This is a genomic window from Bacteroidota bacterium (assembly GCA_018831055.1).
Classification (GTDB): Bacteria; Bacteroidota; Bacteroidia; order Bacteroidales; family B18-G4; genus M55B132.
Window position 1 is genome coordinate 22,684 of record JAHJRE010000039.1, and the last position, 14,309, is coordinate 36,992.

At 44.6% G+C, this 14,309-nt stretch carries 11 protein-coding genes; 4 read left to right on the top strand and 7 right to left on the bottom strand.

What is annotated here, in order from left to right; all coding sequences use genetic code 11:
• From KKA81_02730 to KKA81_02755, 6 genes are read right to left on the bottom strand one after another with little or no spacing between them, the layout of a single operon-like run.
• A complete protein-coding gene (locus KKA81_02730) occupies positions 1-825 on the bottom strand; it encodes a glycosyltransferase family 2 protein (protein ID MBU2649826.1) in 825 nt (274 codons plus the stop codon).
• Complete coding sequence (locus KKA81_02735; protein ID MBU2649827.1) at positions 770-3,265, bottom strand: bifunctional UDP-N-acetylmuramoyl-tripeptide:D-alanyl-D-alanine ligase/alanine racemase; 2,496 nt, start codon at positions 3,263-3,265, stop codon at positions 770-772. The genes KKA81_02730 and KKA81_02735 overlap by 56 nt, the downstream gene beginning before the upstream one ends.
• A 6-nt stretch (positions 3,266-3,271) precedes the next feature.
• The gene (pdxA, locus tag KKA81_02740; protein MBU2649828.1) at positions 3,272-4,390 is read right to left on the bottom strand and encodes a 4-hydroxythreonine-4-phosphate dehydrogenase PdxA; all 1,119 of its coding nucleotides are present in this window, start codon (positions 4,388-4,390) and stop codon (positions 3,272-3,274) included.
• 34 nt (positions 4,391-4,424) lie between these two features.
• Positions 4,425-5,870 carry a leucyl aminopeptidase gene (locus KKA81_02745; protein ID MBU2649829.1) on the bottom strand — a complete coding sequence of 482 codons (1,446 nt, stop codon included), beginning with the start codon at positions 5,868-5,870 and terminating at the stop codon, positions 4,425-4,427.
• 19 nt (positions 5,871-5,889) lie between these two features.
• The gene (locus KKA81_02750) at positions 5,890-7,137 is read right to left on the bottom strand and encodes a 3-deoxy-D-manno-octulosonic acid transferase (protein MBU2649830.1); all 1,248 of its coding nucleotides are present in this window, start codon (positions 7,135-7,137) and stop codon (positions 5,890-5,892) included.
• A 9-nt stretch (positions 7,138-7,146) separates the two neighbouring features.
• On the bottom strand, positions 7,147-7,914 hold the full coding sequence (locus KKA81_02755; GenBank protein MBU2649831.1) for a hypothetical protein: 768 nt from the start codon (positions 7,912-7,914) through the stop codon (positions 7,147-7,149).
• 191 nt (positions 7,915-8,105) lie between these two features.
• Here KKA81_02755 and KKA81_02760 point away from each other — a divergent pair, with 191 nt between their 5' ends.
• From KKA81_02760 to KKA81_02775, 4 genes are all read left to right on the top strand, one after another.
• Positions 8,106-9,515, top strand: coding sequence for an MBOAT family protein (locus KKA81_02760; protein MBU2649832.1), 1,410 nt, complete (start codon positions 8,106-8,108; stop codon positions 9,513-9,515).
• Positions 9,490-10,641 (top strand): hypothetical protein, encoded by a 1,152-nt coding sequence (locus KKA81_02765; protein ID MBU2649833.1) that lies wholly within the window; start codon positions 9,490-9,492, stop codon positions 10,639-10,641. The genes KKA81_02760 and KKA81_02765 overlap by 26 nt, the downstream gene beginning before the upstream one ends.
• A 103-nt stretch (positions 10,642-10,744) precedes the next feature.
• On the top strand, positions 10,745-11,875 hold the full coding sequence (locus tag KKA81_02770) for a DegT/DnrJ/EryC1/StrS family aminotransferase (GenBank protein MBU2649834.1): 1,131 nt from the start codon (positions 10,745-10,747) through the stop codon (positions 11,873-11,875).
• Positions 11,876-12,038: 163 nt separating this feature from the next.
• The gene (locus tag KKA81_02775) at positions 12,039-13,574 is read left to right on the top strand and encodes an aldehyde dehydrogenase family protein (protein MBU2649835.1); all 1,536 of its coding nucleotides are present in this window, start codon (positions 12,039-12,041) and stop codon (positions 13,572-13,574) included.
• A gap of 100 nt (positions 13,575-13,674) precedes the next feature.
• On the opposite strand, the gene KKA81_02780 is transcribed toward KKA81_02775, so the two are convergent.
• Positions 13,675-14,289 carry a superoxide dismutase gene (locus KKA81_02780; protein MBU2649836.1) on the bottom strand — a complete coding sequence of 205 codons (615 nt, stop codon included), beginning with the start codon at positions 14,287-14,289 and terminating at the stop codon, positions 13,675-13,677.
• Positions 14,290-14,309: the final 20 nt, after the last annotated feature.

Here is a 14,309-nt window from a genome sequence, read left to right on the forward strand (position 1 = left end):
TCAGAAGTTCTGTTGAATTAAATATCTCCTGTCCCAAACATTATATTTCAAAATACACCATATCGCTCTGAAGCCGTCCTTTGCCCCGATTTTTTTACCTTCGTCGTAAGTTCTGCCATAATAGGATATCCCGACTTCATAGATCCTGATCCCGGGGAAACGGGATATTTTGGCTGTAACCTCCGGCTCAAAGCCAAAACGGTTTTCCTTGAAACGGATCTTTTTGATGTAATCCGCCCTGAACAGCTTGTAGCAGGTTTCCATATCGGTAAGGTTCAGGTTGGTGAACAAATTGGATAAAAAAGTAAGGAATTTATTTCCGATGCTGTGCCAGAAAAAGAGGATGCGGTGCGGATTGCCTCCCATGAACCTGGATCCGTAAACCACATCGGCAAAACCTTCCACAACAGGCTTAAGCAGAATATTGTATTCCTGCGGATCGTATTCAAGGTCAGCATCCTGGATGATAATGAAATCCCCGCTTGCCTCACGTATTCCGCGGTGCAAAGCCGCTCCCTTTCCCATATTGACTTCCTGGTTAAACAGCCGGATGTCGTGCCTTGGATGTTCTGAAATATATTGCTCAATAACTTTTTGAGTATCGTCACGGGAACAATCGTTAACAATGATGATCTCTTTTTCGATATTATTGATCAACTTTACGTCCAGCACCTTGTTCAGGATCAGGTGTATGGTTTTGGCTTCATTGTAGGCCGGGATAAGGATGGATAGTTTTTTCACTGTCGTTTTTGATTCGGATCTGAAATGGTTACTCGTGATAATAGATTCTTTTAACGCGCCTGGAGATACCCGAGAGCACCTCATAGGGTATGGTTTGCATTTCCTTTGCGAGCTCCGGTATGGGTCGGTTTTTCCCAAAAATGATCACTTCATCTTCTTCTTTTACTTCGAGGCCGGTTACATCGATCATGCACATATCCATGCAAACGTCACCGGTAATAGGAACCAGCTGGTCATGAACCATGAGGTGCCCTTGTCCGTTGCCAAGGTTGCGGTGCAGACCATCGGCATAGCCAACCGGGACTATGGCGATTTTGCGGTCATTTTCCGATAAGCCATTCCTGTTGTATCCAACGCTTTCTCCGGCAGGGATGTGCTTTACCTGTGAGATGACCGATCGCATGGTACTGACATTTTCCAGTTTTTTTTGTTCTTCAGGCACATTGGATACACCGTAGAGGCTTATCCCCAACCTTACCATCTGGAATTGTGCTTCCGGGAACCTTATAATGCCTGCTGAGTTCAGGATATGCATCATCACCGGATGACCGGCGGCTTCCCTGACCTTTTCCCCCATTATCCTGAACCGTTCGATCTGCTGCCGGGTGAATCCATCGTGTTCGGGCATATCGCTGGCTGCGAGGTGTGAAAAAACCGATTCTACATAAATAAGTTTGTTCTTCTTTAAGCGTTCGATCAGTTCATCAAGGTCCTTTTCTTCAAACCCCAGCCTGTGCATTCCTGTATCAAGCTTGATATGCACCTTCACGGGTTTGTTGAGGGGGATGATGTTTTTCCCGATGGCATTTTCCAGTTTTTCCAGGATATGGAAACTGTATATCTCAGGTTCCAGCTGGTGTGTGATCATGGAATCAAAGCTTTCTTCCTCGGGGTTCATTACCAGGATGGGTACGATGATGCCTGCCTTTCTCAGTTCGACACCTTCGTCGGCATAAGCCACCGCAAGGTAGTCGATGCGGTGGAACTGAAGCGTATTTGCGATTTCATAGCTGCCACTTCCGTATGAGAATGCCTTTACCATAGCCATGATCTTGGTGATGGGTTTTAGCCTGGAGCGGTAAAGATTAAGGTTATTGACCAGGGCATTCAGGTTGATCTCCATCACGGTTTCGTGGGATTTTTGCTGCAAGGCCCTTGAAATCAGCTCAAACTCAAACATCCTGGCGCCTTTCAGCAATATGCTCTCATTGTTGAAGCTGGAAAAGGAAAAACGGTTCAGGAAGTCTTCGGTTCCCGGGAAAAAATATTTTTCACCGGGAAATTTATCCTTATATCTTGAAATGGCCGGTCCAATGCCAATAAGCCTGTCAACTTTTTTCTTTTCCAGGATGCCGGCTATCTCGCCATATAATTCTTCATCGTTCTTGCTGCTTTGTAAAATGTCGGAAAGAATGACCGTTTTCTTTTTCTGATGTGTTTGTTGTTCCAGGAAATCGATGGCGATGCTCAGCGAATTGATATCGGAATTATAGCTATCGTTGATCACCTGGCAATGATTGATTCCTTCCTTCAGCTCAAGCCGCATGGCAATGGGTTGCAGTCCGGCCATTCTTTCGCTGATGATGTGATTGGGATATCCCATTTGGAGCATGGCAGCCCAGCAGTGAATGGCATTTTCCACGGAGGCCTCATCGATGAACGGGATAATGACAGACACTTCATGTTCGTGATAAATACCGGATATCTTAGTTTGGTGGAGGCTCATTTTAACGGTTCCAGTGATCTGCAGGCTGGCAGATTGTTTCCGGCTCCAGGTAAATGCCTTAATGGATTGCAGTAGTTCCGAACGGATGATGATCTGTTGTATTTCCGAGTGATCGGGGCAATATATCAGGGTTTCAACCTTGGTAAACAATTTTAGTTTTTCGCCTACCTTTTGTGCGGTGCTGATAAAGTTCTTTTCGTGTGCGGCACCGATATTGGTAAATAATCCGATGGTAGGCTGAATGATAGCCTGGAGTTTGTCCATTTCATCGGGTTCGGATATCCCGGCCTCGAATATTGCGAGATCGTAGGTGTCTTCCATTTGCCAGACCGACAGGGGCACACCAATTTGCGAATTATAGCTTTTAGGACTGCGGATTATCTTTTTATCCTGGTGCATCAGTTGGAACAACCATTCTTTCACAATGGTTTTCCCGTTACTGCCGGTGATCCCTATAACAGGGATGGCGAAGTGTTTTCGATGGGCAGCGGCCAGGTTTTGCAGGGCACGCAGGGTATTATTTACCAGGATGAAGGAGGCATCCTGATATTCCTTCATATTTACAGGAAGGATTGAGATCACGAAATTGCGGATGCCTTTGCGGTAAAGCTCATCAATATAATTATGCCCATCGTTGCGTTTACCCTGGATGGCAAAGAACAGGCAATGATCGGGGGCAATGAGCCTGCGGCTGTCGATCAGGATATCGAGGATGAGCGGGTTTGCTGAGCCTTCCTGAACTAATTCACCTTTGATGAAATGGCAGATTTCCGATACGTTATATCCGGTTGCTGGCATAGAGGATTAAAGGTTGGGTTCTTCGGTTTCAAGGTCGGGACTTTCATCTTCCTGTCCTTCCACTTCAGCGGATATGGGAAGGGGGTCTGAAGATATCTCATCATAGACACGCCGGTTTCTCACGATATCAACAGCAAGGAAGATCGCAGCCAGCATGGATGAGGGAGAGGCCTGGTCTTTTCCGGCGAGGTCATAGGCAGTACCGTGATCGGGTGATGTCCTGACTATGGGTAGTCCGGCTGTATAATTGACTCCATTTTCAAAAGCTATGGCTTTAAAGGGAATAAGACCCTGGTCGTGGTACATAGCCAGGATGCCATCAAACTTCTTATAAGTATCCGAGCCGAAAAATCCGTCGGAAGGGAAGGGGCCATATGCCCAGATAGAATCATCCTGGAGTTTTTTCAGGACGGGAGCAATGATTTTATTCTCTTCATCGCCCAGCAATCCGTTTTCTCCGGCATGAGGGTTCAGTCCAAGCACGGCGATCCTGGGTTTACGGATACCGAAATCACGGAGCAGGCTTCGGTTGAGGATCCTGATCCTGCTTTCGAGCAGGGCGGGGGTGATCTTTGCCGGTACATCCTTTAGAGGAATATGGCCTGTAACCACTCCGATCCGGAGATTTCCGCTGACCATAAGCATGAGGTAGTCCCTGGTGTTAAAGTTTGCGGCAAAGTATTCGGTATGTCCGGGAAAGGGAAAATCCTCCGATTGAATGTTTTCCTTATTGATAGGGGCCGTAACAACGGCATGGATTTTCCCCCGTTTAAGGTCGTTAATGGCTCGTTCCAGTGCGATGCGGGCCATCTTTCCTGCGATGGGGGTACTTTTGCCGAGTTCTATCCTGACTTCTTCATCGGAACAGTTGATAAGGTTGACTTTTTTATCCAGGGCCTGGTCGGGGTTTTTAATATTATGGAAATTGAACTCACCAACATCCACGCTTTTACGGTGGTAGGAGGCTACTTTGGAATGGCCGTAAACAACCGGGGTTAAAATCTCAGTGATGCGGGTGTCGCAGAGAGCCTTAATAATGATCTCATAACCTATCCCGTTAAGGTCGCCATGGGTAATTCCGATCAGGAATCTTTCTTCGCTATCGTTTGTTATCAGTTCGTTCATTGCAATGAAGGAATTAAAATGTGCAAAGATACAATTAATCGGCAGATGTCATCTGTTTGAAAAAGTTATACAGGAGCCGGACGCCGAAGCCGGTACCTCCTTTGGACCGGTAGGTGTCTTTTTTTCCGTAAAAAGCGACTCCTGCGATATCAAGGTGGATGAAAGGATAATCGGTAAATCTTTCCAGGAATTTCCCGGCGGTGATCATACCTGCTTCCGGACCACCTATATTTTTTATGTCGGCCACATCGGATTTTATCAGATCTCCATATTCATCCCAGAAGGGAAATTCGGCTATTCTTTCATAAGTGGATAAGCCGGATGTTTTCAGTTTATCCATCCACGATGCAGCTTTTGTTTCCATAGCGACGATGCCATATATGCCGATTGCCCTGGCGGCAGCTCCGGTTAGTGTGGCGGCATTGATCACCAGTTCAGGATTATACCGGCAGGCGTAGCTTAATGCATCTGCAAGGATCATGCGGCCTTCGGCATCGGTATTCAGCACCTCAACGGTCATTCCGTTATGCATTTTTATTACATCACCCGGAACGTACGCGTTACCATCGGGACGGTTATCAGTTGCAGGAAGCAAGGCAATAACATGAACCGGCAGGTGATTATCGGCAATGGCAAACATAACCGATGCCATGGTGGCTGCCCCGGCCATATCGCTTTTCATGTCGTCCATAAAAGTCCCCGTCTTAATGTTGAGTCCGCCGGTATCGTAAACAACGCCTTTGCCTACCAGGATAATTGGTTTACTGTTCCTTGCATTGTCAGGTTTCCATTCCATCACGGTGAAAGTAGGAGGATCTATACTTCCTTTGTTTACTGCCAGCAACCCACCCATTTTGAGCGATTCGATTTTCTTTTTATTGAAGACTTCTGTCACGATGCCCTTCTTTTCAGCTTCTTCCCTTATGATGGAAGCCAGACGGACGGCATTAAGATAAGAAACCGGTTCATTTACCAGATCGCGGCAGAAAAATACAGAGCGGCAAACACTTGACAATTCATTGGTTTGCTTCGCTGATATTCCTGTGGAGACAAGAGTAACCTTATCCAGGTTAAAACCATTTTTGTTTTCTGTTTTGTATTTTGTAAAGGAATAGCTTCCCAGGATGAGTCCTTCCGTATAATCCAGGATGGCTTCCGGGTTGTGGAATAAATCTGTAATCACGATCTCATTCAGGTTGTTTTCGCGGAGGTATTGCAGGAGGTTATCTCCGGCCTGACGATAGTTTTCCCGGAGGCGTCCCGGATCATTATCGGGTTTGATATAGTGGACAAATATCCAGTAATGGTAACGGTTTATCGCGAAACAGCGTGATTTGTCACTTTTGAATATCTTCAGGATGAAGTCCTTTTCATTGCTTTCAAGCTCCAGTTCATGAATCTGCTCTATCTTGAAAACAGGTATAACCTGGTTGACTTCATTATTTTTAAGTGATTTAACGGATTGAATTTTTATATTCATGGTGTGTTGATTTAAACGTTTATTCCTGATCTGCAAGAAACTTTTCAAGGTCCTTCATTATAATTCTGCTTGCTCCCCGGTGCTCCCGCATAAAATTCCGGACGTCAGTGCAGGTTTGGGAATAGTATTCAGGGTTATCCAAAAAACCATTAACAATTTTCAGGAATTCCTTGTGATTTTTAATGCTGAAGGCACCCCCTTTACTAACAAGTTTTCCTGCTTCATGGAATTTCTGGTGATCGGGTCCGAAAACCACAGGCACTCCGAAAGCAGCCGGTTCCAGGATATTATGGAGGCCGGACCCGAATGCCCCGCCAACATAGGCAATCCAGGCGTATTTATAAGTCCTGCTGAGGATACCGATGGTGTCTATCACCAGCACACGGTAAGATCCAATCTGATTCGGGTCGACTTTAGTATACCGTGCAACCGGTTCCTTTATCATTTCCACGATTCGGCTGATATGGTTTTCATCTACCTGATGGGGCGCGATGACGAGCTTTATGTTTTCAGGAAGGGTGTTCATAGCAGGCAGGATAATTTCTTCATCTGCCGGCCAGGTACTTCCTGCAACGATTAGCTTTGCCTCACCGGCAAAATGGCGGATCAGGTCTATATCTTCCGCTTTTTCAGCAGTTTCCATCACTCTGTCGAAACGGGTATCTCCTGCGATGGTAAAATTCTTATAATTTATTTTCTCCAGGAAGTTTGCTGATGCATCATCCTGGGTATAGATATGATCAATGAGGTTTAGCTGTTTCCTGAACCAGGCGCCGTACCAGCGGAAAAACGGCTGATCGTTTCGGAAAACCGCTGAAATAAGGATAAGAGGGATGTTATGGCGTTTCAGTTCGCGGAAATAATTGTACCAGAATTCATATTTGATGAACACAGCCAAAACGGGTTGGAAGGTGTTAATGAATGTACGAGCATTTTGTGGAGTATCGGAAGGAAGATAATAGACTCTGTGTGCGGGTTTGTAGTTTTTGCGGTGTTCGTATCCTGAAGGGGAAAAGAAGGTCAGCAGAAGCTTATAACGGGGATATTTATTCAGGATGGCTTCCATGACCGGTCTGCCCATCTCAAATTCCCCGAGGGAGGCACAATGGAACCAGATATATTCCTGTTGTTCCTCGTTTTCCCGGACGATCCTGGCGGTAAGTCCTTTTCTTCCAAAGGCCCATTGCCGGGCCTTAATGTTGAAAAGTCCGTATATCTTTGCTGCCCATTGGTACAACAGGATGAATAGAGTATATAAAAAGCGCATTTTGGAGAATTAATAAAAATAGTACGCTTCAGGCTTCCGTTTGTAGATTGGAATAATCCATCCAATTTTGAATCCGTTAAGCAATTCGAACCGTTTTGAATTATCTTTCTGACCTGTGTCAAAATCAACATCTCTAAGTCCCCTGGTCCAACCCTGCATAAATTCGAACCCCCCGTAGAAATTAAGGACCCTGGTATTTCCGAGATAAAGGTATCCGATGAATTCGCTCATAGCAAAGCCGCCAGTCATGCGGTCATAACCTTTGGCATAATCGTCTTCCAGCCAGGGTACTTCAAAATCTCCGATCTGTATCCTGACCCAGTGTTGCATGTAACCCGCTCCAACTTTAACCATGATCCCCGAATTGGGATTGGGTGCCAGCACATTGAAAAGTCTTCCGACATGTCCCATGATAGAATAGCCTCTTTCAAACAAGTCGAAAATGGCATAGGTCCCATCTGTAGAAATAAGCTGACCATCCGCGGTCAGCACATTCCCGAGAATTTCATCGGCATTTTTCACCTTGTTGCCCCAAAAATAATTGTATTCCAGTCCGAAAATCCATTGCGACTTTAGTTTCACCTGGAACCCTGGTCCTACAACGGAATTGTTTCCAAAACGTTCCGCCATGTCTCCTCCGGCAATCTGGTAACCGTAGAATCCATAAACCATGGGGACTGTAATAGAGGAATCCTGAATGTCTTTTTGTGCGGAGACAATACTAATATGGAAAATGAGGAGGAAAAACAGATAATTCCTGAAGGCAAACATGTTCATATAACTATTGTTATTGATCCTGTTAGGAATGGATATTGCAAAATAATTCACATAAAGTAACGCAAAGATAGGCAATTCAGTCTGAATGGAGCGGAATTTCCTTAAAAAACGACCGAATGACGATCATTCATTGTGAAGCGAAATAATACTGCTTATATTTGCGCCCTGAAATTGAAAATCGAACTGCCCACATGCTTTTCAATTCCTACGAATTCATCTTTGTTTTTTTACCGCTGGCTTTTGCGGGATACTTTCTTTTGCGGAGGTTCTCAAGCGACGTATTATCCAAATCCTGGCTGGTGTTGGCCTCCCTGTTTTTTTATGCATGGTGGAATCCGGTTTATCTGCCGGTGATCATCTTCTCGTTGTTCTTCAATTATTTTTTCAGTTTTCTGATGGTTGCGCGGGATAAAGGTGGAGGGAAGCATGGCAGGTTACTATGGTTAGTGATCGGGATTGCGGTGAATGTTTTGCTGCTTGGTTATTTCAAGTATTACAACTTTCTGCTTTGGAATCTGAACGAGTTATTTGGGACATCCTTGGCGTATAAGTCGATGGAGTTACCCATAGGGATAAGTTTCTATACTTTCCAGCAGATTGCTTTCCTTGTAGATGCATACAAAGGCAAGGTAAAGGAAAGGAATTTCCTGAATTATTCCATGTTTGTTACGTTCTTCCCTCAGCTCATAGCCGGGCCCATAGTACATCATGCAGAGATGATGCCACAGTTTGCCGATCCCGGTAACAGGGTTTTAAAGAGCAGGAATATTTCAGTAGGATTATACATCTTTTTTATCGGATTATTCAAGAAGGTTATTCTTGCAGACACTTTTGCCGTTTGGGCAAGCGCGGGTTTCGACGGTTCACAGACGCTGGGTTTTGCCGAAGCCTGGGCCACATCGTTGTGTTATACATTCCAGTTGTACTTTGATTTCAGCGGATACACCGATATGGCAATCGGTTTGGGGTCTATGTTCAATATCCATCTTCCCTATAATTTTAACTCACCTTATCTGTCACTTAATATCCAGGAATTCTGGAGGCGTTGGCATATGACGCTAAGCCGTTTTCTCAGGGATTACATTTATATCCCTTTAGGGGGAAACAGGGGAGGGGAGATCATGTTGCTAAGGAACCTGATGCTTACTTTCCTGATAGGAGGGATATGGCATGGAGCCGGCTGGACGTTTGTTTTCTGGGGGTTCCTCCATGGTTCAGCAACCGTTATGCATCGCTTGTGGCAGCATACCGGGATCAGGATGAACCGGGCGCTTTCCTGGTTTATCACATTTAATTTTGTAAACATTGCCTGGATATTTTTCCGGGCAGTTACATGGGGTGATGCCCTCAAGGTGCTCAAGGGGATGTTCGGTTTTTCAGGATGGGGCAACCCCATGGCTATGCCCGGACTGGGAGGAAACCTGGAAACATGGATCTGGCTGCTTGCAGCTTTCCTGATTATTTTCTTCCTGAAAAACACCAATTATGTTAAAGAGAACTTTAAACCTACAGGATGGAGGATATTGTTATTGTTGGCCGTTGCTTTGTATTCGGTTATGAATATGCATAAAATCAGTGAATTTATTTATTTCGGATTTTAACGTGAGCGACAGGAAATTCATACGGGCATTTTTTACAGGATTTGTCGGATTGATCCTGTTTTTCGGGGCAGTTAACCTCCTGGTTGATCCATATGGGTTCCATTTCAATAAACGATATACCGGCTTCAATCGTCACAAACCCAGTTTTCTTAATTATACCAGGATAGTAAAGCTATATAATGCCAATCATATCCAACCTGAGGGGATTTTTCTCGGGAACTCCCGCATTCTTTACCTGGCGCCGGAAGAAGCCTTCAGCCGGTACCGTCCACTTCGCTTTTATAATTTTTCTTTAAGCAGCGGTACACCGAACGAGATGAAGGATCTTTTAAACTATGCCATCAGGAACTATAACATCCGCTTTGTTTGTTACGGGGTAGATTTTATTGCGATGATAAACTGGTCGACACCCTATGCCAACACTTTCGATACATTGTTGGTGAGGGGGGAGAAATCGATGGATCTTGAATTCCTGAAGATGCACACCAGTGCCCAATCGGTTTATGAAACAGGCCGTTGCATTTATACGAATATCACCGATCCGGAGGGGATCAGGGTTCAGTATCATTATAACGAGTTTGGTTCAAGGACAAACCGCTGGAGGGAATTGAATTACGAAAGAATGGGCGATAAATGGGTAAGGGATGAGATAGCCAAGGTCATGGAAACCTACAAGCCGATATATAACGCATACTCAGTTCGTATCCCGGAATACAAGGAAAAAGCCTACAGGGATATTCTGCAAACATGCCATGATAATGGAATTGAGTATGTGGCATATATAAACCCTTTGTTTGAGGATCAGTTTCGTTTATTGCTGAGTTCCCGTGCTTATCCGGTTTACATAGAGTATTTGCGCTTTCTGGCAGAGAACGGAGGATTCTGGTATTTCGGCGGGATCAATGAAAAAACGTCTGATATGGGATATTTCTGGGATTCACAGCATCCCCGCAAGAAGCTGAGTTTCATTCTTACGGATATAATGTTGAATCAGGATTCAAAGGAATACAGAGATATTTTTTTCGGGCATTTTTATCATTCAGGAAATATTGGCACATTAGTTTCCGGGCTTGACAGTTTGAGAACGGTTGTAACTGAAGGTCAGATTATAGAAGTTAATAATTAGGCGGGCCGGCAAATTTTCCAACTTTTTCTTCGTTTCATGTCAGGAATCTATAATTTTGCAGCTGTTAAATAAATCACAACAGAAAATTATATTAAGGGATATTATGAAAAAAATTCAAATGGTTGACCTTCAGAGTCAGTATTTAAAGATTAAAAGCGAAGTGGATCAGGCTATCCATGAAGTCATTGACTCCTGTCAGTTCATCAATGGTCCGGCAGTCCAGAAATTCGCTTCCGACCTGGAGAAATACCTGGGAGTTAAGCATGTGATCCCCTGTGCCAATGGTACGGATGCGCTGATGGTATCAATGATGGCATTAGGGCTTAAGCCTGGGGATGAGGTTATTACGGCATCCTTCACATTCATCGCTACCGCTGAAGTTATTGCAGTTCTTGGGTTAACGCCTATCCTGGTTGAAGTGGAGGAAGGCACTTTCAACATTGACCCGGCAGCTATCGAAAAGGCTATTACGCCACGGACAAAGGCCATAGTCCCGGTACATTTATTCGGGCAGTGTGCAGATATGGAAGCCATCATGGAGATTGCCCGTAAACATAAGCTTTATGTGATAGAAGACACCTGTCAGGCAATAGGTGCCGATTTTATATATCCCGACGGGAGCCACAAAAAAGCAGGTACTATTGGTGATATAGGATGTACATCGTTTTTCCCTTCCAAAAATCTTGGCTGCTATGGTGATGGTGGAGCCATTTTTACCGATGATGATAAGATAGCCGATGATTTACGCGCAATAGTAAATCATGGGATGAAAGTTCGTTATTACCATGATATGATCGGGGTTAATTCCCGTCTAGATAGTATACAGGCAGCCATCCTGTGCGTAAAGCTTCAGCATCTTGATGAGTACGCAGAGGCAAGGAACGGGGCTGCAGAATATTACGACAAGGCCTTCAGCGGGAACAAACATATAGAGATCCCGGAACGCTTCCCCAAATCAACGCATGTATTCCATCAGTATACCCTGCGGCTGAACGATGTTGACCGGGCCGGACTGCAGGCTTTTCTGAATGAAAGGGGGATACCGGCCATGATATATTATCCGGTGCCCTTACATTTACAGAAAGCTTATCTGAGCGACCGCTTTAAGGAAGGAGATCTGCCGGTAACGGAGAAGCTTTCTAAAATTGTGGTATCCCTTCCCATGTCAACAGAGCTTGATGAGGAACAACTGAGCCATATTTGCAGTTCCTTTCTTGAATATGTGAACCGTTAAATAGTTGCGGGAACATGATGATGTTCCCGTTTAATTTATCCACGAGATGCATAAGTATGCAATTCGATACAGTCAGAAAAATGAACATTAAGTCAATTATGTCGTTCATTGGAAATATATAGGAAATGTCACAGAAATATTAAACCTAATATAACTTTAAGAAATGAAAGAGATTTTAAACCGGTTAAAGATCACGGAGATCAACAATGGAGTGAGTACCGGAACACAATGGTTTGGTACCCGGGGAGAGCTTACTTCTTCCTACAACCCTGCAAATGGGGCTTTAATAGCTCAGGTCAGGAATGCAAATATTGAGGATTATGAAAATATTGTTAAAACAGCGCAGGAAGCATTCCAGATATGGAAAAGGATACCGGCTCCCAGGCGCGGTGAAATAGTCAGGCAGATAGGAGATGCGTTGAGGGAGGCCAAGCCGGATCTGGGATATCTGGTTTCGCTGGAGATGGGCAAAATTTATGAAGAGGGGCTTGGCGAGGTTCAGGAGATGATCGACATTTGTGATTTCGCAGTGGGTCAGTCGAGGCTCCTGAACGGATATACGATGCATTCGGAGCGAAAGGAGCATCGCATGTATGATCAGTATCATCCGATTGGAATTTTGGGATTGATCACATCCTTCAATTTCCCTGTAGCGGTTTGGGCCTGGAATGCTATGATAGCAGCCATTGCAGGGGATGTAGTGATATGGAAGCCAAGTTCCAAGACACCATTAACGGCGATAGCCACACAGCAGATCATCGGTAATGTGCTTAAGGCCAACGACGTACCTGAAGGTGTATTTAATCTGATCGTTGCAAAATCATCGGTATTGGGTGACAATTTTGTTGCTGACCGCAGAATTCCTTTGTTTTCTGTAACCGGATCCACTTTGGTTGGAAAGAAGATAGGAGCTATTGTTGGTCAGCGGCTTGGAAGGGTGATACTGGAATTGGGTGGTAACAATGCAGTGATCATTTCAGACAGTGCCAACCTGGAGATGGCGATGAAGTCGGTTGTTTTCGGTGCAGTTGGAACTGCCGGTCAGAGGTGTACTTCAACCCGGAGGCTTATCATTCAGGAGAGCATATATGAAGATGTAGTAAAGCAGCTTGTTAAGGCATATGAGAGTATATCAAAGCGTATAGGTGATCCTTTGGAGAAAGGAGTTTTGGTAGGACCGCTGGCAGATCATGCGGCTGTGAATAATTTCCGGTCAGCATTGGAAGAAGCCCAAAAAGAAGGAGGAAAGGTATTATTTGGAGGTGAAGTGTTAACAGGAGAGAAATACCAATCCGGGAATTTTGTTGTACCTGCCCTGGTAGAGGCTGAAAACCAGTACAGTATTGTTCAGGAGGAGACATTTGCACCCATCCTGTATCTAATAAAATACAAAACCATTGAGGATGCGATCAGGATCAACAATGATGTACCGCAGGGTTTATCATCTGCCATATTTACTCAGAACCTTCGCGAGTCCGAATTATTTCTTTCGGAGACCGGTTCCGATTGCGGGATAGCTAATGTGAACATCGGGACGTCGGGTGCGGAGATCGGCGGAGCTTTCGGAGGTGAGAAGGATACCGGTGGTGGTCGTGAGTCGGGATCTGATTCCTGGAAGCTATATATGAGAAGGCAGACCAACACCATTAATTACAGTGAGGATCTGCCGCTTGCTCAAGGGATACAATTTGGGTTTTAGAGATTAAAAAACGGTCACGGCATTGCGCCGTGACCGTCCCATTATTAACCCAAATCAAATAATTGTTATTTTAGAAATAACAATTTCTTAAAAAACCTGTTTATTTTGCTTCTGCAAACCTTCTGGCTACTTCGTCCCAGTTTACAACATTCCAGAAAGCCTGTATATAATCCGGTCTGCGGTTCTGATATTTCAAATAATATGCGTGTTCCCAAACATCAAGCGCCAGGATGGGTACGCCTTTTTGTTCAGCCATATCCATCAGAGGGTTATCCTGGTTGGGAGATGAAGTAACAATCAGCTTATGATCTTTGTTCAGCAGCAGCCAGGCCCAACCACTACCAAAGCGGTTTGCGGCGGCATCGTTGAATTTTTCCTTGAAGCTTTCAAATGAGCCGAATGTAGATTTGATAAGGCTTCCCAGTTCTCCGTCGGGTTCACCGCCTTTGTTCGGGCCCATATTGGTCCAGTACAAATTATGGTTAAAATATCCACCGCCATTGTTTCTGACTGCAGCCGGCAATTTGCTGATGTTGCCGAAAATTTCTTCAAATGAATCATTTTCATACGACTGTCCTGCAATAGCTGCCATAAACTTATCATAGTAAGCACGGTGGTGCTTGGTATGGTGGATCTCCATGGTCATTTTATCGATATATGGCTCCAGTGCATCGTAAGCGTATGGTAATGCCGGAAATTCAAAATGATGACTCATAATAATATCTTTTTTAATTA